We start from the raw sequence: 25,754 nt of genomic DNA, 5'->3' as shown, positions 1-25,754 counted from the left end.
GGGGGAGCGCCAGCGGCGCGCGCGCGCCGGCCGCCACCGCCGGCATCCGGAGCGCGCCGCGCGCGACCTCCCGCCCGTCCTCCAGCACGCTATAGTCGAGCGTGAAGCGCGACAGGTCGATATGGTCGTGGCGGTTGACCACGCCATAGCCCGCGCCGACGCGTTCGAACGCGATCGGGGCATAGACCTTGGCCAGTTCGTGATATTCGGGGTCGGGCGTGCGGTCGGCGCCGATCACCCCGTCGCCGACCGGGCTGTCGTCGCCATCCGCCACGAAGTCGCGCCCCTGCGCCCAATAGTCGCGGCCCGCCGCGTCCTTGCGCAGGATCGTCTGGTCGACCCAGTCCCACACGAACCCGCCCTGCAATTTGGGATAGCGGCGGATGACGTCCCAATAGTCCTGGAAATTGCCGAGGCTGTTGCCCATCGCATGGGCATATTCGCACAGGATCAGCGGCTGCGGGTATTCGCCCCGCTCGGCATAATCGACCAGCTTCTCGATATCGTCGTACATCGGCGCGAAGATGTCGACGTAAGGATTGGTCGGGTGGCGCCACCCGCTCATGCTGTGCCCCAGAAAGCTGACGAGCCGGGTGGCGTCGCGCGCCTTTACCCAGTGCGCCGCCGCCTCGAAGCTGGTGCCGATGCCGGTTTCGTTGCCGAGCGACCAGAAGATGATGGACGGGTGGTTCTTGTCGCGTTCGACCATCCGTTCGACGCGGTCGAGATGCGCCGCCTTCCATTCGGGCTTGTAGCCGAGCAGCGTGCCTTCGAAATCGCCGCTCTGCTGCGCCTTGCTCAGATAGCCGTGACTCTCGATATTCGCCTCGTCCATCAGGTACAGCCCGACCTGATCGGCAAGGTCGTAGATGCGCGGGTCGTTGGGATAGTGCGACAGGCGCAAGGCGTTGATATTGGCCGCTTTCATCAGTTCCAGATCGCGGCGCAGCGTCGCGTCGGACACGATGCGGAAGGTGCGCGGGTCGTGTTCGTGGCGGTTGACCCCGCGGATGGTGATACGGCGGCCGTTCACCTGCACCTCGCCCTGCGCGATGGCGACGGTGCGGAACCCGATGCGGCGCGTCGTCGCCTCGATCACGCGGCCCCGCGCGTCGAGCAGTTCGACGAGCAGGGTGTAGAGTTCGGGCGTCTCCGCGCTCCACGCGCGCACCGCCGGGAGGGTGCCGTCGAACCGGACCTGCCGGGCGGCATCGGTGACCCCTTCGCGCACCAGCAGCGCGCGGCGGCCGTCGAGCACAGTGGCGCGCACCCGCAGCCCGGCCGCCGCCTTGCCGCCCAGCGCGACCGACAGGGCGAGCGTGCCGTCGCGATAGTCGTTGGTCAGCCCGGCGCGCACGTCGATGTCGCGCAGGTGGGTGGGCGGCGCGGCATAGAGCGTCACGCTGCGCTCGATCCCGTTGACCCGCCAGAAATCCTGATCCTCCAGATAGCTGCCATCGGCATAGCGATAGAGCTCGATCGCGACCGTGTTGCGCCCCGGCCGCATCGCGGCGGTGACGTCGAACTCGGCGGGCAGCTTGGAGTCCTCGGAATAGCCGATGCGCCGACCGTTGACCCAGAGATAATAGGCCGCCCCCGCCGCCCCCACGGTCAGCAGCATCCGCCGCCCGGCGAAATGCGGCGGGACCGTCACCTCGCGCCGGTAGGATCCGACCTCGTTCAACCGGTGGTCGATGCGGGGCTGGTCCATCGGAAAGGGATAGCCGCTGCCGACGAAGACCGGCGTCCCCTGCCCCTGGGCCTGCAGGATGCCCGGCACCGCGACGGTGCCCCAGCGGCTGACGTCATAGTCGGGCCGTTCGAACCCGACCGGCCGGGCCTCGGGCGTGGGCGAGCGGTGGAAGCGCCACGGCCCATCGAGCGAGAGGCGATAGCGCGAGGCCGCCAGGTCGCCGCGCTTCGCCAGCGCCACCGTCTCGTAACCGTCGAAGGTCGCGTGCATCGGTTCGGCGCCGATGCGGATGACCTCCGGCCGTTCCCATTCCGCCGGCGCGGCGGGGGGCGGGGCCTGCGCGGTCGCGACCGCGATCGCCCAGGGAGACACCAGCAGGGCAAGCGCGACGCGACCGATCATGCGAACTTCTTTCCCGTACCGACGGCCGGCGCCCGTAAGGAGCACCGGCCGCCCCTTCCTCAGAACTCCGCCGACAGGCCGACGAAGAAGGTCCGACCCGCGACATCGTAGACGCCCGGATAGGTGTTGCCATTGCCGAACGACGCCAGCAGGCCCTGCGCGATCCCCGGCGGATCGCGGTCGAGCAGGTTGTTGACGCCGATGCGCAGCGTCACGTCGTCGAGCACGCTGGCCGTCGCCGCCAGGTCGAAATAATTGGCGACCGGCAGGCGCGCATTGACCTGATAGGGCGCCCCCTGCAGGAACGGATCGTCCGTGTTCGACGACAGGTCGGTCGGGCCGATGTAACGCCAGTTGAGCGAGATCGCGCCCCTGTCGTCGAGCGACGTCCAGGTGAAGCGTGCCTGGTGGCGCCATTCTGGGCTCGGCTGACCGCAGGTGCCGCCGAACAGGCCCTTGCAGTCATATTTGCCGAGGCCCGGCAGCGGTTCGGTGGTCAGGTCGCGCAGCCAGGTGCCGACCATGTTGACGTCGAACTTGCCGATGCCGGTCTTGAACCCGTAATTCACCCCCAGATCGAGGCCGCTGGTGCCGAGCGACCCGGTATTCTGCGTGGTCGAGGTGACATAGCCGCCGGTCGTCGCGTCGCCGCCGAACAGCACGCCGTTGCGCGGATTGCGGTTGAACAGCGAACAGAAGAACGGATCGCCGGTCGCGAAGCACTGGCTGATGGTCAGCGTGACCGGGATGACGCCGATATAGTCCTTCACCTTGATGTTGAAGTAATCGACCGACAGCATCAGGCGGCGGGCGAAGCGCGGCGTGAACACGATGCCGGCGGTATAGGTGTCGGCCTCTTCGGGGCGCAGCGCCTGGTTGCCGCCATAGAAGCCGGTGCACTGTTCGCTGGGGCATTCGATGATGTTGCCGTACTGCGCGGCGGTGACGCCGGTGCGCTGGCACTGCTGGAACGTGGCGGCGGGGCTGGTGCCCGAACACGGGTCCTGCGTCGTCACGTTGCCCGGGGTCTGCGCGCCGAACAGTTCGGAGATGTTGGGCGCGCGGATGGCACGGTTATAGCCGCCGCGCAGGCGGAGGTCCGCCGACGGCGCCCAGGCGATTTCGCCCTTGTAGGTCGAGATGCCCTTGCTGTTGGTGCTGTATTTCGAGAAGCGATAGCCGCCGGTCAGCGACAATTCGTCGAAGAACGGGCGATCCTCGATGATCGGCACGCGGATTTCGGTGAAGCCTTCGGTCACGTCGAACGCGCCCGAAATCTCCTTGGTCCCCTTGGCGATCGCCAGCGCATCGGCCCGGAATTCCAGGCTCTCGCGGCGATGCTCGACGCCGAACACCGCGCCGATGCCGGTTTCGGCCCAGGGCAGCTTCACGCCATATTCGGACCCGTCGAAATTGACCGTGCCGGCGATCACCGTCTCGCGGTCCAGCCCCTCGGTGCTGGTCGGCGCATAGACATAGTTCAGCGCCGCCGCAGTCGGCCCGCGGAACTGGAACACGTTGAGCGGCACGCAGGTCGGGTCCGTCCCGTCGATCACCGACCGGCAGGTCGGCACGCCGTTGACCAGATCGACCTTCAGCGCGCGGTTGGCACGCGCGGGATCGATGTCGTTGCGATAGGTTTCGTTGAAGATGACGGTCGAGAACAGTGCGTTGAGGTCGTAGCGGATGCCCTTCGCGATCTCCCCGCGCACGCCGCCGGTCACGCGATAGTCGGTGTGGCGCAGGTCGTCGCGACGCGGCTGTGCCGGGGCGGCGACCGGACGATAGCCGATATAGACGTCCTGGTTGACGTTGGTTCCCGCCGCCGCCGCGCCGCACAGCAACGTCGCCTGCTGCGCGCTCATCAGCGGATTGTTGCAGTTGATCGAATAGGGATAACCCTGGAACAGCGCGGAGGGGGCGACCTGCGAATTGGTGCGGTCGTCCATGAACATGAAGCTGCCATAGAGTTCGGCCGCCGGCGTCACTTCATATTTCGCGAAGGCGCCGGCGGTGAAGCGGGTGCCGTTGCGCTGGAAATAGTTGAGTGGCGCGTAATTGTAGCGGAAGCTGGGGTTGTACTGCACCCAGGTCTTGTTGCCGTCGACCGTGTTGTTGTAGCCGCCCGGCGCGATGCCCGTGCGCAGCGGCACGAACCGGCCATATTGGTTGTTCGACGACCCGCCGCAGGTCAGCGCCGTCGCAGCCTCCGGATCGCCCGAGAATACCGGGTCGAGCGCGCAGGCCGACACGTCGCGGTTATATTGCAGGATCGGCCGCACGTCGCGATAGCCGAAATAGGCGGTGACGTTGCCGCGATCCTCGGCGAAATTCGCGCCCATCGCGATGTTCGCGTCGAAGCGCTGCCCGTCGACCGGGGTGCTGAGCGCCGGCGTGAAACCCGCCGCGCGGACGCGCGCGCGATAGGCGTCGTTATTGTTGTGATGCGCCGAAAACCCGTATTGCACGTCGGTCTTCACGCCGTTCAGATTGTCGCGCAGCACGAAGTTGATGACGCCCGACACCGCGTCGGAGCCGTAGACCGCCGATGCGCCGCCGCTCATCACGTCGACCCGTTCGACCATGAAGCCCGGGATGAAGTTCAGGTCGGTCGCCTGGATCGGCAGCAGCCGCTGGCCGTTGACGAGGACGAGATTGCGGTTGCTACCCAGGTTGCGCAGGTTGACTCGCGCGGTGCCGTCCGACCCGTTCGACACGTTTTCGTTCGCATCGGGCGTGATCTGCGGCAGGCGGTTGAGGACGTTTTCGACATTGGTCGCCCCCTGCAGCCGGATTTCCTCGGCACCGACCGTCGTGATCGGGCTGTTGCTCTTGGCGCCGGGCTGCGCGATGCGCGATCCGGTCACCGTGATGGTTTCATCGCCGGTCGCCTCGCCCGCGACCTGACCATCGGTCGTCGTCTGCGCCAGCGCGGGCAGCGCATTCCCCAGCACCAGCGCCGTCACCGCCGCGGAAGCCAGCAATCTCGTCGTACGTCGCATGTCCATCCCCCGTTATTGTCGGGGCAGATTGCCATAACATGGAGGGCGCTTCAAATATATTATACGATATCCAGCTATGTTTATAAGCGCCGGTGCGCACCGCACCTTCTTTTGATGCGTGGGACTGGCCGAAATCGAACTAAATAATTGGGGTCGGCGCATTTCCCGGGCGCGAACCGGTGGCCCTCAAGCGACGCCGTCGCCGCCGTCGTTGCCGAATTCGCGGCGCAGGTCGAGCACGGTCTGTTCGATATGGGCGTACATCCGCGCGGCGACCGCCGATGCGTCGCGCGCCAGCCAGCATTGCAGCAGCTGGGCATGTTCGTCGTTCGCGCGCTGGTCGCGGCCCAGCGGTTCGAGGTGGCGGCGGACATAGCGTTCGCCCAGCACGTGCAGCCGTTCGAGCATGGTGGTCGTGATCGTCTGGCGCGAGGGGCGCAGCAGCGCGAGGTGAAAGGCGCGGTTGAACGCGCCGACGCCGTCGCCATGAGCGTTCGTCACCTCGTCCAACTGCGCCAGCGTGCGGATCGCCAGGTCGCGTTCGGCATCGGTCGCGCGCATCGCCGCCACGCCGGCGACTTCCGGCTCCAGCTTCAGGCGGAGCGCATAGACCTCCTCCGCCTCGTCCATGGTCAGTTCGCGGACGAAATAGCCGCGATTGGCGTGCAGCCGGACCAGCCCTTCCTGTTCGAGCCGGGTCAACGCCTCGCGCAGCGGAATCTTGCTGACGCCCAGTTCGGCGGCCAGCGCATCCTGCCGGATGGCGCGATCGGCATCAATCCGGCCCGCGAGGATACGGTCGCGCAGCAGCACGACCAGCTGTTCGGAAAGGTTGCGGACGACGATACCGGTCATGCAGAAAATCCTGTGCCACGGTGGTATACCGTAGTACGCCACTTAGCGTGCACCGTCCCCGGCGCAACCATCGCTCAGCGAAATCGCTCGAGCGCGAACGGCGTCAGGTCGAAGGCGGGCGCGTCGCCGTGCAGCAGCGCGGCCAGCGCCTCACCGCTGGTCGCCGCCAGTGTCAGCCCGAGATGCTGGTGCCCGAAGGCATAGGCCACCGCCCCGCGCCGCCCGATCGCGGGCAGATAGTCGGGCAGGGTCGGCCGCGCGCCCATCCACGGTTCGACCGGCGCGCGCAGCGACAGGCCGAGCGCGGCGACATGCCCCCGGATGCGTGCCCATTTGCGCGGGTCGGGCTCCATGTCGGTCCGGGCGAATTCGACGATGCTCGCCGCGCGCAGCCGGTGGGCGAAGCGGGTGACGATCATCGAGCGGTCCTCGAACACCACCGGCGGCATGTCGGCGGGCCAGTCGCCGGGATCGCCCTCGACATGATAGCCGCGCTCGGCGATCAGCGGCGCGTGCAGTCCCGCCGCCGCGACCAGCGCGGCCGATGCCGCCCCCGCCGCGACGACCGCGACATCGGCGTCGATCGGCGCCCCCTGTTCCAGCAGGACACGCGCCCGCCCCTCGCGCTCGACCGCCCCGCGCGCGCGGTCGTGCACGAACGTGCCGCCGGCCGCGACGAAGCGGCTCCGCAAGGCGTCGCCCAGCGCAGCGGAATCGGTGATCTGCCCGCTGCCCTCGAGCCGGATCGCCCCGGCGATCGGCACATGGGTCAGCGTCTGGAGCCGGGCCAGTTCGGCCGGCGTCGCCGCGCGCCAGCTCGCGGTGCCGGTATCGGTCCGCGCCCACGCCGCCTGCCCGCGCGCGGCACTGTCCGCGCTTTCCCACACCACGAAATGCCCGTCGATCCGCAGCAGGTCGGGCCGCCCGGTATCGGCCAGCACCCGCTGCCATGCCGGGACGGCGGTCGCCAGCATCGCCGACAGCGCCGCCTTGCCCAAGGCGAAGCGGGTCGGTGCGGCGGCGCGCAGCATCCGGAGCGCAAAGGGCAGCCAGGCGGCGATGGCGCGCGGCGGCAGGGCCAGCGCCCCGCCGCGCACGAACAGCCGGTCGGGCACGCTGCGCACCGTCGCCAGCGAGGCGAGCGGTTCGACCTGTTCGACCGCGATATGCCCGGCATTGCCCCACGACGCCCCGCGCCATGGCTGATCGGGGGCGACGATCGTCACCGCCCTGCCCCGGCGTTGCAGCGCCAGCGCGACGTTCAGCCCGACAACGCCGTCGCCGATGACGACCGCATCGCCGCTCACCCGCGCACCCGCACCAGGCTGCGCACGCGACCGTAAAGGAGGTAGAAGACGACGCCGATGATGTTCCACAGCGCGAACCGCACCAGCGTGTGCGACGGCAGGCTGACCAGCAGATAGACGCAGCCGAGGATCGCCAGCGTGCCGACCGCGAACGGCGCGGGGCAGCGGAACACGCGCTGCAGTTCGGGCGCGCGGCGGCGCAGGATCATCATGCACGCCGCGACCGCGATGAAGGCGAGCAGCGTGCCGGCATTGGCCAGCTCGGCAATCTCGTCGAGGCGGAAGAAGCCGGCGACGGCGGCGACGAACACGCCGGTCACCATCGTCACCAGCGCGGGCGAACCGGTGCGCGCCGACACGCGGCTGAGCGAGCGCGGCAGCAGCCCGTCGCGCGACATGACGAAGAAGATGCGGCTCTGCCCGTACATCATCACCAGGATGACCGAAGGGAGCGCGATCAGCGCGGCGAGGCCGATCGCCCAGGCGGCGAAGGGATGCTGCAAGCTGCGCAGGACATAAGCGAGCGGTTCGGCCGAGCGGCCGAGATCGACATAGCTGACCGCCCCGATCGCCGCGACCGCGACCCCCATATAGATGGCGGTGCACGCCGCCATCGACCCGATGATGCCGATGGTCAGGTCGCGGCCGGGATTGCGCGCCTCTTCGGCAGAGGTCGCGACGGCATCGAACCCGTAAAAGGCGAAGAACACGATCGCCGCCGCCGCCATCACCCCGCGCGTCGCCCCGCCCTGCACCGTGCTGCCAAAGCCATAGGGCATGAACGGTTCGAAATTGGCGCCGTTGAATGCGGGCAAAGCGAACAGCACGAAGACCGCCAGCGCCGTCATCTTGATCGCGACCAGCACGATGTTGAAGGTGGCGCTTTCGCGCGTGCCCGCGACCAGCATCCCGGCGATGCCCAGCGCCACCAGCACCGCGGGCAGGTTGACGATCCCGCCGCTGTGCGGCCCCGACAGCAGCATCGCGGGCAACTGCACGCCGACGCTCTGCAACCATCCGACCAGATAGGCCGACCACCCGACCGCGACCGTCGAACAGGCGAGCGAATATTCGAGGATCAGGCTCCACCCGACGATCCAGGCGACGCTCTCGCCGATCACCGAATAGCTGTAGGTGTAGGCGCTGCCCGCGGTCGGGATCAGCGTCGCCATTTCGGCATAGGCGAGCGCGGCGCAGGCACAGACCGCGCCGGCGATGGCGAAGGACAGGATCACCGCCGGCCCGGCGCGATCCGCCCCGACCCCGGTCAGCGTATAGATGCCGGTGCCGACGATCGCCCCGATGCCGAGCGCGATCAGGTGCGGCCAGCTGAGCGTCTTGCGCAGGCGGCGCTCCGGATCGGCTTCGCCTGCGTCGAGGGGCTTGAGCGGCCCCAGTAATCCTCGTGCCATGCGCCCCTCCCGTTTGTCGTTATTGTGCCGTCAGACCACCGTGAACCCGGCAAAGAACGGGTCCTCGCGATCGATCCAGATCGTGTTGAAGCCGGTCGCGATCGCCGACCCTTCGATCGACGGCACGATCGCCGGTTGATCGCCGATCGTCGTTTCCGCCTCGACCCGGCCGATGAAGCGGCTGCCGATATAGCTTTCGTGGACGAAGCGGTCGCCGATGGTCAACCGGCCGGTCGCCGCGAGATGAGCGAGGCGGGCCGAGGTGCCGGTGCCGCACGGGCTGCGATCGATCGCGCGTTCGCCGTAGAAGACCGCGTTGCGCCCGTCCGCGCCCTCGCCCTTCGGCGCGTCGGCCCAGAGCACATGGCTGACCCCGCGTATCGTCGGTTCGAGCGGATGGACCGGTTCATAGACCGCGCGCACCAGGTCGCGGATCGTGCGGCTGAGCTCCACGATCCGCGCCGCACCCAGATCGTCGAGGCCGGTGTACGGCCCCTGCGGCTCGATGATCGCATAATAATTGCCGCCATAGGCGACATCGATCGACAGCGCGCCGAAGCCCGGCACATCGACCTGCACGCCCTGTTTCGCCAGATAGGCGGGGACGTTGCGGATCCTTACCGAGCGGACCCGGTTGCCGTCCGCCACATAGTCGATGTCGATCACCCCGGCGGGCACCTCGACACGCAGCCGTCCCGGCTCGCGCGGGGTGATCAGCCCGTTTTCGAGGGCGAAGGTGATGATCCCGATCGTGCCGTGCCCGCACATCGGCAGGCAGCCCGACGTTTCGATGAACAGGATCGCCGCATCCGCATCGCCGCACGGCGGATAAAGGAACCCGCCCGACATCATGTCGTGGCCGCGCGGCTCGAAGCACAGCCCGGTGCGGATCCAGTCGAAGCGCGCCAGGAAATCCTGGCGCCGCTCCGCCATGCTGGCGCCGCGCAGCAGCGGGGCGCCCCCGGCCACCAGGCGGACGGGATTGCCCGCCGTGTGGCCGTCGATGCAGAAGAAGGTGTGGCGCATCAGGCGGCAGCCGCCTCCACCGACGGCGCGGTCAGCACCGGCCGCGTCGCCGCGCATTTCTCGACCATCGCGATCACCTCTGCCCGGCGCGCGCCTTCGAGCGGCAGGCGCGGCAGGCGGACGCGTTCCGACCCGCGGCCCATGATCTCCTCGGCCAGCTTGATCGACTGGACGAGGTCATGTTCGGCATCGAGGTGGAGCAGCGGCATGAACCAGCGATAGATGCGCCGCGCCTCTTCCCAGTCGCCGCGATCGACCGCCGCGATCAGCGCGACCGATTCCTGCGGGAAGGCGCTGGTCAGGCCCGACACCCATCCGCTGGCCCCGAGCAACATGCCCTCCAGCGCCACGTCGTCGAGACCGGCCATCACGATATAGCGGTCGCCGAAGCGGTTGATGACGTCGGTGAAGCGGCGCGGATCGGGCGCGCTTTCCTTGACCGCGACGATGTTCTTCACCGGTTCGAGCAGCGCGAGCGTGGCGAAGTCGACCGACACGCGGTAGGCTGGCGGGTTGTTGTAGAGCATGATCGGCAGGCCGGTCGCTTCCGCGACGGTGCGGAAATGCGTCGCCAGTTCGTTGGGCGTCGGCACATAGACCATGGCGGGCAGCAGCATCAGCGCGTCGACGCCGATATCCTCGACCTCTTTGGCAAACGCCGCCGCACGGCGCGTGGTGAATTCGGACACGCCGCACACCAAAGGCACGCGCCCGCCGACCGCCTCGACACCCGCGCGCAGCACGGCATGCTTTTCCTCGACGTCGAGCGAGTTGTTCTCACCGCAGGTGCCGAGCAGGATCAGCCCGTCGACCCCGTCCTCGACCAGCGCGACCAGACCGCGCTGCGTCGCATCGATATCGACCGACCCATCGGCCGCGAACTGCGTCGTCGCCGCGGGATAGACGCCCGTCCACATGCTCGAACCAGAAACCACATCAACCTCCATGGATATCTTGGATCGTATACGATATAAAACGGTCAGGCGCAACGAATTTCGCTGCGCCTGCGGTTGACGGCTCGAAGCCGTTCGGCGGCGATGGCCACCGCACGATCCGTGGTCGGCCCCGGTGTAGGTCAGGATCGTGCCGGTGCATAGCGCGGGGGTTTGCCGGACATCGTCGGCGCCCTTGCGCGATCGGCGCGAACCGCGCACCCTTCAGGCCAAAGGGGAAGACGATGATGCGGATGCTGCTTGCCGGAATTGCCATGCTGGGCCCGATCGCCGCACAGGCGCAGGACGCGCCGTCGACGCCGGGGGGCAAGGAAGCGGTCACGCTGCTGACCGACGGGGTGAAGTTCCAGACCGTCGCCGGGCGCGGGCAGGTGCCGGCCTATGCCGCGTATCTGCAGGCCAAGCTGCTCTCCGCCGGGTTCGATCCCGCCGAGGTCCGCTTCGTGGCGATGGGGGAGACCGGCTATCTGACCGCGCGCTATCCCGGCCGCGACCGGGCTGCGAAGCCGACCGTGGTGCTGGCGCATATGGACGTGGTGGAGGCCGATCCGAAGGACTGGACCCGCGACCCGTTCACCCCGGTGATCGAGAATGGCTATGTCTTCGGGCGCGGCAGCCTGGACAACAAGGCCGGGCTGTCGATGGCGGTCGCGACGCTGATGAAGCTGCGCCGCGCGAAATGGGTGCCGCAGCGCGATATCGTGCTGGTGCTGACCGGCGACGAAGAAACCACGATGAAGACGACGCGGGCGGCGGCGGAGGCGTACAGGAACGCCGCTCTGGTGCTGAACGCCGATGCCGGTGGCGGGCTGTTGGGCGATGACGGCAAACCGATGGTGTACGGATTGCAGGCGGCGGAGAAGGTCTATGGCGACTGGCACCTGACCGTCACCGATCCGGGCGGGCACAGCAGCCGTCCGGGACCGGACAATGCCATCGTCCGCCTGGCGACGGCGGTCGGGCGGATCGCCGCCTATCGCTTTCCCCCGCAACAGAACGAGATCACCAAGGCGTCGCTGGCCGGCACCGCGACGATGACGCCCGGACCGCTGGGTGCGGCGATGAAGGCGTTCGCCGCCAATCCGAACGACACCGCCGCGGCGGACATATTGTCGGCCGACAAGCGCTATATCGGGCAGGTCCGCACCACCTGCGTCCCCACCATGTTCAATGGCGGCCATGCGCCCAACGCGCTGCCGCAGCGCGCGGTCGCCAACATCAACTGCCGCATCTTTCCGGGTACGCCGCGCGCGCAGATCGCGGCCAAGCTGACCGAACTGGCCGCCGATCCCAAGGTCGCGGTGGCCTTCAACGACAATGGCACGATCGAGGCCGGCGCCTCCCCGCTCGACCCGAAGGTCGTCGCGGCGGTGAAGGCGGCGGTGGCCGAGCGGGCGCCGGGGCTGCTGGTCGTGCCGATGCAGGAGGCCGGCGCGACCGATTCGATGCATTTCCGCGCTTACGGCATTCCGAGCTTCGGGGTCGGCGGCGTGTTCATGAAGGCGAGCGACAGTTTCGCCCACGGGCTGAACGAACGGGTGCCGGTCGCGACCTTCGATCCGGGGGTGTTGTGGTGGGAGACGTTGTTGAAGACGTTGGGGTGATTCCCGTCACCCCGGACTTGATCCGGGGTGACGAGAAGAGAGGTCGGGGCTTCGTCACCCGACCGCCGGCAACACCAACCGCGCCACCATCCCCCCGCCCGGCGCGTCGGCCAGTTCGAGCGTGCCGCCATGGCGTTCGGCAAAGCCCTGCACGATGCTGAGCCCCAGCCCGACCCCGCCGGTATCGCGGTTGCGCGAGGCGTCGCCGCGTTCGAACGGGCGCAGCAGGCGGGTGCGGTCGGCGGGCGCGATGCCGGGGCCGGTGTCGATCACCTCGATCACCGCGCGATCCCCGTCCCGCGCGACCGCGATCCGCCCCCCGCCGGCATAGTCGACCGCGTTGCGCACCAGATTCTCGACCGCGCGGCGCAGGCCGGCCTCGACCACGCTGACCGTTACTTCCGGCCCGGGATCTAGCGTCATCGCCGGGGCGTCGGCCACCACCTCCGCCACCAGCGGACGCAGGCCGACCGGGTGGCGGGTGGCGTCGGCGGTGCGCGCGAAGTCGAGCACGTCGGCGATCATCGCCTGCATCCGGTTGGCATCGGCCACCATCCGCGCGCGCTGCGGCTCGGGCACCGATTCCAACCTGAGCTTCAGGCTGGTCAGCGGGGTGCGCAGGTCGTGGGCGACCGCGGTCAGCATCCGCAACCGGTCCTCGCTCTCCGCCGCGAGGCGGGTGCGCAGCTGCAGGATCGCGCCCGCCGCCTCCTGCAATTCGCGGGGCCCTTGCGCCTGGGGCGGGTCGAGCCCGGCATCGATCGCGCGGGCCAGCACGCGGAACGGGCGGGTCAGCCGCCGCGCGAACAGCCAGGCGAGCGGCGCCAGCACGACCAGGCTGACCGCGAGCGCGACCAGCACCTTCCACCGCCATCCCCCCAGCAGCGGCGCGGCCGGCCGAACCGTCAGCCAGCGCCCGTCGGACAGGCGGACGCCGGCGGCGAAGGGCGGCTGCGGCAGGCGCAGCAATACCGTGCCGAGCGGCCCGTCGGGCAACCGGTCGACCACCCGCATCGGCCGTCCGCCCTTCATCTGCAACACCATGGTGCCGCCGGGAAACGGGCTGCCGCTCCCTCGGTGCGGGGTAACGACGATGACCTCACCGACCGGCCTCTTGCGTGGCGGCGCGTCGAGCCAGACGACGCGGACGTCGCCGACCGGCCGGCCGAGCGCCTGGGCGAGCACCTGTTGCTGGATCGGATTGGGCGGCCCGGCGGGCGGCGCGCCGATGCTGCGGACGAGGCCGTTTTCCGCGCCGCGCAGCGCCGCCGCCGCATCGGCCAGCGTCAGCCGCACCGCCGGCGGATCGGGCATCAGCAGCACGATGCTGGCGGTGATCGCGACGCTCAGGATCGCGATGGCGACGCTGAACCCGCCGATGGCGGTCAGCGCGCTGGGCCGTCGCCAGAAGGCGCGGATCATGCCGGGCGCACCGCCGGCACGAAGCGATAGCCCGCGCCGCGCACCGTTTCGATCAGCGGGGTCGCGTCCCCTTCCGCCAGCTTGCGCCGCAGCCGGCTGACCGCGATGTCGATCGCGCGGTCATAGCTGGCGGCATCGATCCCGCGCGCGGCGTCGAGCAGCGCGTCGCGGCTGAGCACGCGGCCCGCCCGCCGGACGAAGGCGGCGAGCAGCGCATGTTCGCCTTCGCTCAGCAGCAGCGGCCGCCCCTGCGGATCGCGTAAGCGCCGTTCGGCCGGGCTGAACCACCATCCGGCAAAGACCACCGCATCGTCGCCGGCCGCCACCGGTTCGACCGCGCGCGGCCGGCGCAGCAGCGCGCGGACGCGGGCGAGCAGCTCGCGCGGTTCGAACGGCTTGGCCAGATAATCCCATGCCCCGACCTCCAGCCCGACGATCCGGTCGGTCACCCCGTCCAGCGCGCTCAGCATCAGGATCGGCACCCCCAGCGGCGCGAGGCGGCGGCACAGCGACAGCCCGTCCTCGCCCGGCATCATCACGTCGATGACCAGCAGGTCCGCCGGCGCCTCCATCCACAACCGGTCGCATGCCGCCGCGCCGGGCGCGGTGCGCACCGCATAGCCATGCCCGCCCAGATATTCGGCCAGCGCGTCGCGGATGCTGGTGTCGTCGTCGACGACGATTATGCGGTCGGCGGGGGGAGCATCGGTCGGCATCCCCCGCCCGATAGCATGGCTTTGTAGCATCTGCGTATCGCCCGGCGACACGAACGCGCCATCGTGACGCTACAACCACGTGGTTGGATGGCGGCTCTTCGCCACGGGAGTTCGCATGTTCACCATCCTCGTCATCGTCCTCGCCCTTGCCAGTCCCGATGCGCCCTGTGCTGCGCCGGGCAGCGCCGATCGCGTCGCGGGCCAATGGACCGGCAATTTCGCCGGGGCCGACTGGACGTTCGACCTGTCGCGCGACGGCAAGGGATGGAGCGGGCGCTATCGCACCACCAAGGCGCCGACCTGGAAGCCGCTGGAGGAAGTCACGGTGACGCAGGGTTGCGCGACGTTCGGCATCGAATCGAAACCGCGCGTGACCTTTGCGCTGGCGCTGGCGCCGGAGGGGACGGCCATGGCGGGTAACGTGATCATCGCCGGCCTCGCCACCCTGCCGTTCAACGCGCGGCGGGAACCCTGATGGGAGCGGCGCTGCTGATCGCCCTGCTCGCCGGGGGCCAGGCCGCCCCCGCCCCCGCGCCTGCCACCCCGCCGCGCGACGATATCGTGGTGCGGGGCGAACGGCCGCGCGGGTCGGTGACCGGCACGATCCCGCCCGAACGCACGCTCTCCGCGCTCGACATCCGGGCCTATGGCGCGAACAATGTGCAGGAGCTGCTGCAAGCGCTGGGCGCGGCGGTGGCGAGCGGGCGCGGGCGCGGCGATGCGGGGCCGGCGGTGCTGCTCAACGGCCGCCGCGTGTCGAGCGTCAACGAGATCGCCAACCTGCCGACCGAGGCGATCGAGCGGACCGAAATCCTGCCCGAGGCGGTCGCGCTGGCCTATGGCTTTCCGGCGGACCGCAAGGTGGTGAACATCGTCACCCGCGAACGCTATGCCTCCCGGATCGGCCAGCTGACCGGCGGCATGCCGACCGGCGGCGGACAGGCGACCATCGGCGCCACCGCCAATCTCCTGCGGCTGCGGGGCGACACCCGGACGATGGTGCAGGCGGAGCTTAGCCGGGCGAGCGCGCTGACCGAGGACGAACGCGACATCGTGCAACCGGGCGATCCGGCACTGGGCAGGGCGCGCACGCTGCTGCCCGAGACCCGCCGCGCGGCACTGGGCGCGACGGTCGCCGGCACGCCGTTCGGCGAGGTAGCGGCAACGCTGGATGCGCGGGTCGAGACGATGGCGACGCGGGCGCTGGTCGGGCGCGGGGCCGATCGCGTGCTGCGCCGCGACGGCGACACGACCACCGCGCATCTCGGTACGACGCTGGGCGGACGCGCGGGCAAATGGCTGTGGACCGCGACGGGGACGCTCGACCGGACGCGGAGCGACACGGTGACCGATACCGGCATCGCCGCCGCGCCGCGCAACGATGCGCGCTTCACCAATATGCTGGCGCAGGCCGACCTGCTGGTTAACGGATCGCCCTTCGCCCTGCCCGCCGGCAATGCCGCGCTCAGCCTGCGCGGTGGGGTGGCGACGCGCAGCTTCGACAGCCGGTCGCGCTTGGGCGAGAATGTCGCCGCCACGTCGCTGGGGCGCGATGCCGCCAATGTGCAGGCCAGCATCGACCTGCCGGTCACGCGCGGCATCGGCCTCGTCTCGCTCAACGCCAATGTCGCCCTAGAGGAGCTGTCCGATGCGGGCGGGCTGCGGACGCTGGGCGGCGGCGTACAGTGGACGCCGGTCGCGGGGCTGACGCTGCTGGGATCGGCGACCGCCGAACAGTCCGCGCCGAGTGTCGAACAGCTCGGATCGCCGCTGCTGGTGCTGCCCAATGCGCGGACCTTCGACAGCGGGGCGGGCGAGACGGTCGATGCGACCCGCATCCTTGGCGGCAACCGCGCGCTGCGCCCCGACGACCGGCGCGTCACCGCGCTGGGGCTGTCGTGGCAGCCCTGGGCGAAGCGGGACCTGACGCTGACCGCCGACTATATCCGCACCCGGATCGACGATCCGATCGCGTCCTTTCCGCTGCTGACCCCGGCGGTCGAGGCGGCGTTTCCCGACCGGGTGACGCGCGACGCGGCCGGACGGTTGCAGCGGATCGACGCAACGCCGGTCAATTTCGCGCGCAGCCGGCAGCAGGAGTTGCGCTGGGGCCTGCGCTATGTCCGGCCGCTGGGGCCGCTGCCGCCCGGAATCGAGCCGGCGCGGGTGCGCAGCTTCTCCAGCGAGGCGGAGGTCCGCCGCCGCCTGCCGTCCGGCGCGCGCGTCCAGATGGTCGAGGCGGGCAGCCCGCAGGCGCGGCGGTTCGAGAATCTGACGAGCCGGCTGATCTTCAGCATCGACCATGTGTGGCGGTTGCAGGACCGCCTGACGCTCACCGATGGCGGGCCGGTGCTCGACCTGCTGGACGGCGGTGCGCTCGACCTGCGCGGCGGACGCGCGCGGCACAGCGTCGAGGCGCAGGCCGGGGCGTTCAAGCGGGGGCTGGGCGCGCGCATCACCGCGCGGTGGCAGGCGGGCACGACGCTGCGCGGGCCGGGCGGCGACCTCAATTATGGCGATCTGGCGACGGTCGACCTGAACCTGTTCGCCAACCTCGCCGAGCAGATGGGCGGGACCAAGGCACCGGGCTGGGCGAAGGGCGCGCGGCTGTCGCTCGGCATCGTCAACCTGTTCGATACCCGGCAGGCGGTGCGCGACGCGACCGGCGCGACGCCGATCGCGTTCCAGCAGGCCTATCTCAACCCGCTGGGACGCACGATCGCACTGTCGCTGCGCAAGCTATTTTGAAGACAGTATTTTCATCGTCACCCCGGACTTGATCCGGGGCCCGCTGTCTCGGCACGGTCGCAGAAGAAGCGGGATCCCGGGTCAAGCCCGGGATGACGAAGCAGTATCTCAGCCGAACAGCGTCAGGATGCCGCGCGACGGATCGACCAGCCCTTCGTAGATCATCTTGCACGCGACCCAGACGATGACGACAAGGCCGATATAGGCGACCCAGCGATAACGCTCGATCACGCGGGCCAGCACGTTGGCGGCGACGCCCATCAGCGCGACCGACAGGATCAGGCCGATGGCGAGGATGCCCGGATGGTCGCGCGCCGCACCCGCCACGGCGAGGACGTTGTCGAGGCTCATCGACACGTCGGCGATCGCGACGGCCCAGGCGGCGCTGGCGAAGCTGCGCGGGGCGGCGGCCTTCAGCGCCGTCTCCTCGGTCGTGTCGTGGCCGTCGTCCTTCAGCTCGCGCCACATCTTCCACGCGACCCACACCAGCAGCAGCCCGCCGGCAAAGACGAGGCCGGTCACCTGCAACAGCTGGGTCACGACCAGCGCGAAGGCGACGCGCAGGACCAGCGCCGCGCCGACGCCGATCAGGATCACCTTGCGCCGCATCGCCGGCGGCAGCCCGGCGGCCAGCGCACCGACGACGATAGCATTGTCGGCGGCCAGCATCACGTCGATCAGCACGACCTGCCCGAAGGCGGCCAGCGCCGAGGGGCTGCCTATATTGGCGAAATCGGCGACGATATGGTTCCAGAGCTCGTTCATGGGGGCAGCCTATAGCGGGAAAGCGTCGCGGGACCAGAGGCATGCCCGGACGCAGCGGACCGACATCCCGAACCGGCGGCGGCGGGGGATGTTCCGTATGTCGCGTCGGCAGGGAACGTGGCAGGATGCGGCATGCTCCGCCTTGTCCCGCTCGTCGCCCTGTTCCTCGTCACCGCCGCTCCCGCGCAGGAGACGCTAAGGTACGACGTCGCCGAACGTACGCGGGCGCTGGCGTTCGATCCGGGACGGTTCTTCCCCGAACGGCCGCGACCGGCCATCGCGATCCGCTATCTGGGCGATGACGTTGATATGCCGGTCTACACCATCGCCATCCGCAAAGGCTGCGTCGACACCGACCAGGACGACAGCGAAGCCAGCCTGAACTGTGGCCAGCGGCTGATCGCGCGGATGCTCCGCGCCCCCTTCCCCGGCACGCCGGACCGCCCGCGCCAGCGCGGCTATCGGCTGATCGGTACGCTGGCACAGGCGAGGCCCGACAGCGACGACGCGCTGCGACGCGGCCTCGATGGCGCCGGGCTGGAATGGGTCGAGGCCGATGTGCGGCAATGTCCGAAGGCGATGGCGCAGCTGGCGCGCCTTCCCGAGCTGCGCTTTGCCGCGGGTGTCGATTTCGACCGGCGTCTGTCGGAAATCGTGCTCCACGCAGACACGATCCGGTTCGATCTCGAAGAGTTCAACCTGCGCGTCAGCTATGATGGCTGGCTCAAGCCCGGCACCGCCGGGGCATGGGCCAGCGACTTTGCGAAGGCGCTGGAAGGGTGCTGGAAACCGGCGACCGCGCCCGTGCCGTGGCGGGTGGTGGTGAAGTAGAGCGCGCTCCTTTCCGTACCCCCGCGCAGGCGGGGGTCCAGAGCCAAACAGGATAGCGGCCGGCGAGTAACCCTGGACCCCCGCCTGCGCGGGGGTACGCAGAAGGGAGGAAAGAAGCGGGACCCCGGATCAAGCCCGGGGTGACGTTGCGTTCGGGGGTGCGTTACTTCCCCCGCGCCGCCGTCGTCCGGTCGCGGGCCGCGCGGAATTCGCTGTCGCTCGACCAGTTCGGCCAGTCGCGCCCGTCCGCCAGGCGGCGGCCGAGCGTGTAGAGGATCGTCAGGTCGCTCTGCACGCTGCCGGTATCCCAGTTGGGATCATATTCGTCGGCCGGCTGATGATATTTGTCGCGGGTATAGGCATCGGCCAGTTCCTTCGCGCGCGCCGTGCCGCCGACCACCAGGTCGCGCCCGCCGCTATAGGACAGTGCCGGCACGCCGCGCTTGGCGAAGGGGAAATGGTCGGAGCGGTAGAAGCTGCCCGCCTCCGGCTTGGGATCGGGCGAATAGCGGCGGCCCTGCGTGCCCGCCACTTCGGTCAGCATGGTCAGCAGGTCGAGCTTCGCCGACCCCGAAATGCTGAAATCGCGCGAGGCGGACGGTGCGAACGGTCCGTCCATGTTGATGACCCCGGCGGTCGTCGCCAGCGGACGCAGCGGGTTGGCGGCATAATATTCGGTGCCGAGCAGCCCCTTTTCCTCCGCCGTCACGGCCAGGAACAGGACCGAACGATCCGGCTTCGGCCCCGCGCCATAGGCACGCGCCAGTTCGAGCATCGCGGCGATGCCCGACGCGTTGTCGAGCGCGCCGTTATAGATGCGGTCGCCCTTCGCATCGGGCTGTCCGATGCCGAGATGGTCCCAATGCGCCGAATAGACCACCGTCTCTTGCGGATGCGTCGTGCCGGGCAGGACGCCCGCGACATTGTACGAGGTGATGACCTCCGGCTTCACGCTATAGCGCGCGTCGAGTGTGGCTTTCAGCGGCACGGGCCGGAAATCCGCCTTGCGCGCCGCCGCCTTGGCCGCTTCGAAATCCAGCCCCGACTGTTTGAACAGCTGCACGGCGAGATCGCGCTGGATCCAGCCCTCCATCGGCACGTGCGACGCCTTGGGGTCTTTCCGCACGATGTCGAACATCGTGTTGGTGTTCGAATTCTTGACCGTCGCCCAGCCATAGGAGGCCGGCGCGCTTTCATGGACGATCAGGATGCCCGCCGCGCCCTGCCGCGCGGCTTCCTCATACTTGTAGGTCCAGCGGCCATAATAGGTCATCGCCTTGCCGCCGAAATCGCCCTCGCCGCCTTCGAAATCGGGGTCGTTGATCAGCACGACCATGATCTTGCCCTTCAGGTCGACGCCCTTGAAGTCGTCCCAGTTCCGCTCGGGCGCCTTCACGCCGTACCCGACGAAGACGAGCGGCGCATGGGCGATGGCGACCGATGGCTGGCCGGTCAGCGCGGCGCGCACCGCGATCTCGTTGCCCTGGCTCAGCGTCCGCTTCGTGCCTGCCGACGTGATCGACAGCAGCGGCGTGCCGACGATATCGGATTTGAGCAGCGGCACGTCCTGATACCAGCTGCCCTTGTCGCCGGCGGGTTGCAGCCCGGCGGCCTTCATCTGTTCGGCGATATAGGCGATGACCTTCGCCTCGGCCGGGGTCGCCGGTCCGCGCCCCTCGAACGCATCGCTGGAGAGCGTCTGGATATCGCGCGAGATGCGCTTCGTGTCGAAGATCGGCGCGGTCTGCGCATGGGCGGCGGTGGACAGCAACAAGGCAGGCAGGATCAGACGCTTGAGCACAGGCGAACTCCGGAACGGATGGATGGGGGGAGTGTGGCGCAGCGGTGGGACCGCGGCAATGGGTGGGGTGCTACACCGCCATCTTCGTCACCCCGGGCTTGACCCGGGGTCCCGCTTCTTCTGCTACCGTGGACAAGAAAGCGGGACCCCGGATCAAGTCCGGGGTGACGGTTCAAGGCTTAGGCCGCCCGCCGCATCAGCCCCAGCAGCGCGCCAAAATTCGGCCGCCCGCCGCTCGCCAGCAGGCTCGCGCGGAAGATGCGGCCCAGCAGCACCACCTCCACCACGATGAACGCCGCGGTCAGCGCGCCGGTCGCCCAGATCTGCCACAACGGCATGCCGCTGCCGAGCCGCGCCAGCACCGCGAACGGCGTCCAGATCGGGATCCACGTCAGCAGCTCGACCAGCGGCCCGCTCGCCCCGCGCAGCACCGCCTGCACCAGCAGCGTGACCGGGATCATGACGACCAGCAGCACCGGCGTCAGATAGCCCTGCGCATCGCGCATCGAATCCGACACCGCCCCGATCACCAGGAAGATCATCGCGACGATCAGATATCCCGCGACGAAGAAATACAGGATCGTCGCGATCGCCCCGAACGACGATACTGGTTCGAGCGCCGGGCGGATCATCTCGGCAATCGCGCCGTGCGTGGCGAAGGCGGCGACGATCCCGCACACCGCCCAGGTCGCGACCATCGACAGCCCGATGCCGACCGTGCCGATCAGCTTGCCGTACATCAGCTCGTTCGGGCTAACGCAGGCCAGCACCGTCTCGATCAGCTTGTTGCTGCGTTCCTCGACCGACCCCTGCAACATCCAGCTGCCCGAGAGCACCAGCGACATCAGCAGGATATAGGCGCAGGCGAGCGGCAGGATCGATCGGATCAGCACCCGTTCGCGCCCGCTGCCGCGCGGCGGCACGACGACCGCGATATTGGGCGCGATCTGGGTCGAGGCAGCGGCGACCGGCGCGGCGACGCCATTGGCCTGCAGATAGCGGACCTTCAGCTCCTGCCCCAGCAACGCCTGCACCATTGTCACGAACGCGCTCGACGGCGCGCCATTGGCCCACAGCCTGACGTCGGGCGAGCGGCCGAAATCGGCGGGGATGTAGATCGCATAGTCGATCGGCCTGGCCTTGCTGCCCGCCGCCGGGCGCAGCAGCGGTTCGAGCGCCTCGCCGATCCGCTCGGGCGGGGCGGCGGCGACCGATGCGGGTGCGGGCACGATGCTGTACGCCGGGTCGGGCGCGTCGAAATCGGGGGCCTTGGGGTCGGTCGCCCTGATCCTGGCCAGCGCCGCCTTCGCTCCCCCCGCGGCGACGAAGCGGGCAACATCGGCATCGCTGTACCAGCGATCATGCCGCGCCCATGGCGCCGAGGGATCGGCCGCCTCCAGCCTGTTGCTTTCGACGAAGCGCGACAGTTGCGTCAGCACGCGGCGCTGTTCGTCCAGCTCGATGCGCGATGCGATCGCCTGCGCCGTCGCACCGCCGCTGCGGTCGATCAGCATCACGCGCTGCGTGTCGGACTTGTCGAGGAAACGCGACGCGATCGGCCCGATCGCAAAGGCCAGCGGTAGGATCAGCAGCGTGACCCAGAAGCTGCGCGTGGCGGCGATCTGGCGGAACTCGCGCCCCGCGACCAGCAGGATATGGTGCATCATGCGCGGGCCTCCGCCGAACCTACGATATGGAGAAAGACGTCGTGCAGCCCGGGTCGATGCTGTTCGAACCGCCGCAGCGGCACGCCCGCCATGGTGCAGTGCTGCAGCAGGTCGGCGGGATCGCGCCCCGGCGCCATCCGCACGTCCCACGCGGTCCAGCCCTCGCCCACCTCGCCCTTCGCGGTGGCGGACTCGACCCCGTCCAGCCCGGCGGGCGACTGGCGCGCCACCACGTCGAGCCTTGCGGGCAGCGTTGCGCGCGCCGCCTCCTGCGTACCCTCGAACCGCTTCGCACCCTTGGCCAGCAGCAGCAGCCGGTCGCACAGCCGTTCGGCATGCTGCATGACATGGGTCGAAAACACGACCGCCGCCCCGCCCTTCGCCGCGTTCAGGATTTCGTCCTCCAGCAGCCCCTGATTGACCGGGTCGAGGCCCGAAAACGGCTCGTCGAGGATCAGCAGCCGGGGGGCGTTGATGACCGCGGTCGCCAGCTGCACCTTCTGCGCCATGCCCTTCGACAATTTGTCGACCCCGGTCTTGAGGTTCGCGCCGAGGCCGAAGCGGTCGAGCAGCTCGCGGCCCTTGGCGCGCGCGTCACCGGCGGTCATCCCCTTCAGCCGCCCGAAATAGACCACCGTCTCCAGCGCGGTCATCGAGCGGTACAGCCCGCGTTCCTCGGGCAGGAAGCCCAGATGCCGGCTCGATTCCCGCCCCGGCGGCTTGCCCAGCACCTCGATACTGCCCGCATCGGGACGGATGATGTCGAGCACCATGCGCAGCGACGTCGTCTTGCCCGCCCCGTTCCCGCCGAGAAAGCCGAACACCTCCCCCGGCGCGACGGCGAAGCTCAGATGGTCGACCGCCGTCATCGCGCCGAACCGTTTCACCACGCCGTCGAGGCGCAGGGCATGTTGCATCGATGTCCCCCCTGTAGTGATCGCATCATTACCGTTTATCGATACGGCCACAAGGGGGAATGGGAGTCTCGTTCCTTCCCGGCACGGGGAGGAACCCCAACACCTTGCCACCGCCATATTCCTACTGATACGATGGGAATATGGCGCACCAAGTCAGACCGATCGAATGGCCCACCGTCCTCCTCGCTGCAGCGATCTACGGCGGGTGGCTCGCGCTGACCGCCGCGCACGCCACACTCCCCCTGCCCCTCCTCGCGCTGCTCGGCGGGTGGTTCGTCGCATGGCACGGGTCGTTGCAGCATGAGACGATCCACGGCCACCCGACGCGCTGGCGTTGGGTCAACAGCCTGATCGGCGGCGTGCCGCTGTCGCTGTGGCTACCCTATGGCGCCTATCGCCGGACGCATGAGGCGCATCACCGATCGCCTCATCCGACCCACCCGGCGCATGATCCCGAGTCGCGCTATGTCGCGGGCGGCGAGGTTGTCGCGGCGCTTGCCCGCATCCGTGCGACGTTAATCGGGCAGTTGCTGGTCGGGCCGGTCGCCGCGATCGCGCTGTTCCTGCTGAACGAGGCACGGCGACTGCGACGCGATCCCGCCGCGACGCTTCGCGAATGGGGGCCGCACCTGATCGGCGTCGCGCTGGTGCTGGGCTGGCTGCACCATGTCGCGCTGCCGCTTGGCACCTATGCGCTGTGCTTCGTGCTGCCCGGGCAGGCGGCCTCGTTGCTGCGCGGCTTTGCCGAACACCGCGCCGACGCCCCCGGCCCGTCGCGAGCGGCGACCGTCGTGTCGCGCGGGCCGCTGGCGCTGCTGTTCCTGAACAACAATCTCCACGCCGCGCACCATGCCGTGCCCGCCGCCCCCTGGTATCGCCTGCCCGCGATCGAGCGGGCGCGGACGCAGCGGACCGAGCCGCGCTATGCCGGCTATCGCGAAATCTGGCGCCGCTTTGCGCTGCGCCCGCACGATACCGTCCGCCACCCGGCGCTGCGGGAGGGTGCGCATGGATAGCATCGCGTGGCTCGGCATGTACGACCATGTCGCGCAGCATGCCGCCAATGACCGGCTCTGGGCCGCGATCCGCGACCGCCTGCGCGACCATGGCCTGCCGGGCGTGCCGGTGCGAGTGACGCGCGGATGGTCGACGCAGGCGGTGTGGTCGCATCCCGGGTTGTTGCTCGGCATGATCTGCACCCGCCCCTGGGCGCGGGAGCATCCGCAGCTGCGTCTCATCGGCCATCCCGCCTATGCCGGCACCGATCGACCGGGCGAGCATCGCAGCCTGATCGTCGTGCGCCGCGACGACCAGGCACAGGCGCTCCCCGACCTGCGCGGGCGGGCGGTCGCGATCAACGATTGCGGATCGAACAGCGGCATGGCGCTGCTGCGCGACCGGATCGCCCCGCTGGCCGAGGGGCAGCCCTTCTTCGGAAGGGTGGTCGAGACCGGCGCCCATGCCGACAGCGTCCGCGCGGTCGGCGAAGGCCGCGCCGATGTCGCTGCGATCGACGAAGTGACCTTCGCCGCGCTCGCCCGGTTCGATCCCGATGCGACCGGGCGGTTGCGGGTGCTGGCGAAGACCGATGCCGCCGCCACGCCCGCCTTCGTCACCGCCGCCGAACCGGCGGTCGCGACGTTGCTCGGCACGGTCTTGGCGCAGGTGATGGCCGATCCCGACCTTGCCGGGACGCGGGACGATCTGTTCCTGACGGGGATCGAGGCGCCCCGCCCCGACCTGTCGGCGCGGATTGCCGCACAAGATATGCGAGCGGCGGCGCTCGGTTATGTGCAATTTACCTAACCCACCCCGTCACCCCGGGCTTGGCCCGGGGTCCCGCTTCTTCTTCTGGCGTGGGCAAGGAAGCGTTACCTCGGATCAAGCCCGGGGTGACGGGGTGGGAGCCACCGGCAAGCACAACCGAAACACCGCCCCCCGCCCCTCGACCAGCGCGATCTCCCCGCGATGCGCCTCGAGCAGCGACCGCAGGATCGCCAGCCCCAGCCCGGTCCCGCCATCGGCGCGCCGCGTGGTGAAGAACGGTTCGAACACCCGGTCGCGGTCGCCCGGCGCGATGCCCGGCCCGTCATCGGCGATGCTCAGCACCACCACGGCGCCCTCGACCGCCGCCGCGATATCCACCCGCCCCGCCCCCGCGTGCCGGCTATTGTCGATCAGCGTAGAGAGCGCCGTCTCCACCACGCCGCGCGGCACGGCGACGCGGGGCAGCGGTTCGTCGGGCACCGTCACCGCCAGCACGCTCGCATCCGCCGCCTGCGCCAGCACGTCGGACAGGTCGGTCGCCACCCCCGCCTCGCGCGTCGCCATGTCGGCGCGCGCCAGTTCCAGCAGCCGGCTGACCAGCAGGTTCAGCCGGTCGGCATCGGCGGCGATGTTCGACAGGAAGCGCGCCCGGTCGTCCAGCCCCATGTCGCCATGGTCCTGCAACAGCTCGACCGCGCCGCGGATACCCGCCAGCGGCGTCTTGAATTCATGGCTGACCGCATGGGCGAAGTCGCGCAGGTAGCGCGAGCGATGCGCGATCGCCTCCGCCATCGCGCCGAAATCGCGGTACAGCGCCTGGATCTCGATCGCGGCGGTCGGCGGCGGTTCGGGCACGCTGCCCCCGC

The 25,754-nt window shown here is 69.4% G+C and carries 20 protein-coding genes; 6 read left to right on the top strand and 14 right to left on the bottom strand.

All coding sequences use genetic code 11. The features are described 5' to 3' along the window. The 7 genes from AVT10_RS11510 to AVT10_RS11480 all read right to left on the bottom strand — a co-directional run. Positions 1-2,095 (bottom strand): glycoside hydrolase family 2 TIM barrel-domain containing protein (locus AVT10_RS11510; protein ID WP_066691355.1); only part of this gene is annotated, 2,095 nt, incomplete at its 3' end. A 59-nt stretch (positions 2,096-2,154) separates the two neighbouring features. Then, positions 2,155-5,079, bottom strand: a complete 2,925-nt coding sequence (locus tag AVT10_RS11505) for a TonB-dependent receptor domain-containing protein (protein WP_232307993.1) — start codon at positions 5,077-5,079, stop codon at positions 2,155-2,157. 204 nt (positions 5,080-5,283) lie between these two features. Continuing rightward, complete coding sequence (locus AVT10_RS11500; RefSeq protein WP_066691347.1) at positions 5,284-5,952, bottom strand: GntR family transcriptional regulator; 669 nt, start codon at positions 5,950-5,952, stop codon at positions 5,284-5,286. Between the two features lie 74 nt (positions 5,953-6,026). After that, entirely contained in the window at positions 6,027-7,259 is a 1,233-nt protein-coding gene (locus tag AVT10_RS11495; RefSeq protein WP_066691344.1) for an NAD(P)/FAD-dependent oxidoreductase, read from the bottom strand. Further along, complete coding sequence (locus tag AVT10_RS11490; protein WP_066691342.1) at positions 7,256-8,671, bottom strand: amino acid permease; 1,416 nt, start codon at positions 8,669-8,671, stop codon at positions 7,256-7,258. Before AVT10_RS11490 ends, AVT10_RS11495 begins: the two co-directional genes overlap by 4 nt. A gap of 30 nt (positions 8,672-8,701) precedes the next feature. Continuing rightward, on the bottom strand, positions 8,702-9,697 hold the full coding sequence (locus tag AVT10_RS11485) for a 4-hydroxyproline epimerase (protein ID WP_066691357.1): 996 nt from the start codon (positions 9,695-9,697) through the stop codon (positions 8,702-8,704). Next, positions 9,697-10,614: a dihydrodipicolinate synthase family protein gene (locus tag AVT10_RS11480; protein WP_232307994.1), complete on the bottom strand. Its 918-nt coding sequence runs from the start codon at positions 10,612-10,614 to the stop codon at positions 9,697-9,699. The genes AVT10_RS11485 and AVT10_RS11480 overlap by 1 nt, the downstream gene beginning before the upstream one ends. A 260-nt stretch (positions 10,615-10,874) precedes the next feature. On the opposite strand from AVT10_RS11480, the gene AVT10_RS11475 reads away from it, so the two are divergent. After that, on the top strand, positions 10,875-12,254 hold the full coding sequence (locus tag AVT10_RS11475; RefSeq protein WP_066691338.1) for a M20/M25/M40 family metallo-hydrolase: 1,380 nt from the start codon (positions 10,875-10,877) through the stop codon (positions 12,252-12,254). Positions 12,255-12,308: 54 nt separating this feature from the next. Here AVT10_RS11475 and AVT10_RS11470 read toward each other — a convergent pair whose 3' ends face one another. Together AVT10_RS11470 and AVT10_RS11465 are read right to left on the bottom strand one after the other, a co-directional pair. Continuing rightward, complete coding sequence (locus AVT10_RS11470) at positions 12,309-13,676, bottom strand: sensor histidine kinase (protein ID WP_066691336.1); 1,368 nt, start codon at positions 13,674-13,676, stop codon at positions 12,309-12,311. Further along, on the bottom strand, positions 13,673-14,392 hold the full coding sequence (locus AVT10_RS11465; RefSeq protein WP_066691329.1) for a response regulator: 720 nt from the start codon (positions 14,390-14,392) through the stop codon (positions 13,673-13,675). Before AVT10_RS11465 ends, AVT10_RS11470 begins: the two co-directional genes overlap by 4 nt. Before the next feature lie 115 nt (positions 14,393-14,507). Here AVT10_RS11465 and AVT10_RS11460 point away from each other — a divergent pair, with 115 nt between their 5' ends. After that, a complete protein-coding gene (locus tag AVT10_RS11460; RefSeq protein ID WP_066691325.1) occupies positions 14,508-14,867 on the top strand; it encodes a hypothetical protein in 360 nt (119 codons plus the stop codon). Then, a complete protein-coding gene (locus AVT10_RS11455; protein WP_066691322.1) occupies positions 14,867-17,140 on the top strand; it encodes a TonB-dependent receptor in 2,274 nt (757 codons plus the stop codon). The genes AVT10_RS11460 and AVT10_RS11455 overlap by 1 nt, the downstream gene beginning before the upstream one ends. Before the next feature lie 108 nt (positions 17,141-17,248). On the opposite strand, the gene AVT10_RS11450 is transcribed toward AVT10_RS11455, so the two are convergent. After that, positions 17,249-17,905, bottom strand: a complete 657-nt coding sequence (locus AVT10_RS11450) for a TerC family protein (protein WP_066691320.1) — start codon at positions 17,903-17,905, stop codon at positions 17,249-17,251. Between the two features lie 132 nt (positions 17,906-18,037). Between AVT10_RS11450 and AVT10_RS11445 the strand changes: the two genes are divergently transcribed. Then, positions 18,038-18,736 (top strand): hypothetical protein, encoded by a 699-nt coding sequence (locus AVT10_RS11445; protein ID WP_066691311.1) that lies wholly within the window; start codon positions 18,038-18,040, stop codon positions 18,734-18,736. Positions 18,737-18,899: 163 nt separating this feature from the next. Here AVT10_RS11445 and AVT10_RS11440 read toward each other — a convergent pair whose 3' ends face one another. The 3 genes from AVT10_RS11440 to AVT10_RS11430 form a co-directional block, all read right to left on the bottom strand. Continuing rightward, positions 18,900-20,537, bottom strand: a complete 1,638-nt coding sequence (locus tag AVT10_RS11440; RefSeq protein ID WP_198158570.1) for a M28 family metallopeptidase — start codon at positions 20,535-20,537, stop codon at positions 18,900-18,902. Positions 20,538-20,716: 179 nt separating this feature from the next. Next, entirely contained in the window at positions 20,717-22,204 is a 1,488-nt protein-coding gene (locus tag AVT10_RS11435; protein ID WP_066691308.1) for an ABC transporter permease, read from the bottom strand. Then, on the bottom strand, positions 22,201-23,121 hold the full coding sequence (locus tag AVT10_RS11430) for an ABC transporter ATP-binding protein (protein ID WP_066691306.1): 921 nt from the start codon (positions 23,119-23,121) through the stop codon (positions 22,201-22,203). Before AVT10_RS11430 ends, AVT10_RS11435 begins: the two co-directional genes overlap by 4 nt. A gap of 140 nt (positions 23,122-23,261) precedes the next feature. On the opposite strand from AVT10_RS11430, the gene AVT10_RS11425 reads away from it, so the two are divergent. Together AVT10_RS11425 and AVT10_RS11420 are read left to right on the top strand one after the other, a co-directional pair. Further along, positions 23,262-24,137: a fatty acid desaturase gene (locus AVT10_RS11425; protein ID WP_066691303.1), complete on the top strand. Its 876-nt coding sequence runs from the start codon at positions 23,262-23,264 to the stop codon at positions 24,135-24,137. Next, positions 24,130-24,927: a phosphate/phosphite/phosphonate ABC transporter substrate-binding protein gene (locus AVT10_RS11420; protein WP_066691300.1), complete on the top strand. Its 798-nt coding sequence runs from the start codon at positions 24,130-24,132 to the stop codon at positions 24,925-24,927. The genes AVT10_RS11425 and AVT10_RS11420 overlap by 8 nt, the downstream gene beginning before the upstream one ends. Positions 24,928-25,002: 75 nt before the next feature. Here the strand turns inward: AVT10_RS11420 and AVT10_RS11415 are convergent. Further along, positions 25,003-25,754: sensor histidine kinase (locus AVT10_RS11415; protein ID WP_198158569.1), on the bottom strand; the 752-nt coding region annotated here is incomplete at its 5' end.

The organism is Sphingomonas hankookensis (assembly GCF_001619955.1).
In the GTDB taxonomy this organism is placed as follows: domain Bacteria; phylum Pseudomonadota; class Alphaproteobacteria; order Sphingomonadales; family Sphingomonadaceae; genus Sphingomonas; species Sphingomonas hankookensis_A.
Note: the sequence above shows the minus strand (reverse complement) of the source record. Positions and strands in the feature narration are given on the sequence as shown.

Excerpts from the sequence above, each read along its gene's own strand:
- AVT10_RS11500 (WP_066691347.1), bottom strand. The coding sequence starts at position 5,952 with ATGACCGGTATCGTCGTCCGCAACCTTTCCGAACAGCTGGTCGTGCTG.
- AVT10_RS11490 (WP_066691342.1), bottom strand. The coding sequence starts at position 8,671 with ATGGCACGAGGATTACTGGGGCCGCTCAAGCCCCTCGACGCAGGCGAA.
- AVT10_RS11485 (WP_066691357.1), bottom strand. The coding sequence starts at position 9,697 with ATGCGCCACACCTTCTTCTGCATCGACGGCCACACGGCGGGCAATCCC.
- AVT10_RS11480 (WP_232307994.1), bottom strand. The coding sequence starts at position 10,614 with ATGTGGACGGGCGTCTATCCCGCGGCGACGACGCAGTTCGCGGCCGAT.
- AVT10_RS11475 (WP_066691338.1), top strand. The coding sequence starts at position 10,875 with ATGATGCGGATGCTGCTTGCCGGAATTGCCATGCTGGGCCCGATCGCC.
- AVT10_RS11470 (WP_066691336.1), bottom strand. The coding sequence starts at position 13,676 with ATGATCCGCGCCTTCTGGCGACGGCCCAGCGCGCTGACCGCCATCGGC.
- AVT10_RS11465 (WP_066691329.1), bottom strand. The coding sequence starts at position 14,392 with ATGCCGACCGATGCTCCCCCCGCCGACCGCATAATCGTCGTCGACGAC.
- AVT10_RS11460 (WP_066691325.1), top strand. The coding sequence starts at position 14,508 with ATGTTCACCATCCTCGTCATCGTCCTCGCCCTTGCCAGTCCCGATGCG.
- AVT10_RS11455 (WP_066691322.1), top strand. The coding sequence starts at position 14,867 with ATGGGAGCGGCGCTGCTGATCGCCCTGCTCGCCGGGGGCCAGGCCGCC.
- AVT10_RS11450 (WP_066691320.1), bottom strand. The coding sequence starts at position 17,905 with ATGAACGAGCTCTGGAACCATATCGTCGCCGATTTCGCCAATATAGGC.
- AVT10_RS11445 (WP_066691311.1), top strand. The coding sequence starts at position 18,038 with ATGCTCCGCCTTGTCCCGCTCGTCGCCCTGTTCCTCGTCACCGCCGCT.
- AVT10_RS11435 (WP_066691308.1), bottom strand. The coding sequence starts at position 22,204 with ATGATGCACCATATCCTGCTGGTCGCGGGGCGCGAGTTCCGCCAGATC.
- AVT10_RS11430 (WP_066691306.1), bottom strand. The coding sequence starts at position 23,121 with ATGCAACATGCCCTGCGCCTCGACGGCGTGGTGAAACGGTTCGGCGCG.
- AVT10_RS11425 (WP_066691303.1), top strand. The coding sequence starts at position 23,262 with ATGGCGCACCAAGTCAGACCGATCGAATGGCCCACCGTCCTCCTCGCT.
- AVT10_RS11420 (WP_066691300.1), top strand. The coding sequence starts at position 24,130 with ATGGATAGCATCGCGTGGCTCGGCATGTACGACCATGTCGCGCAGCAT.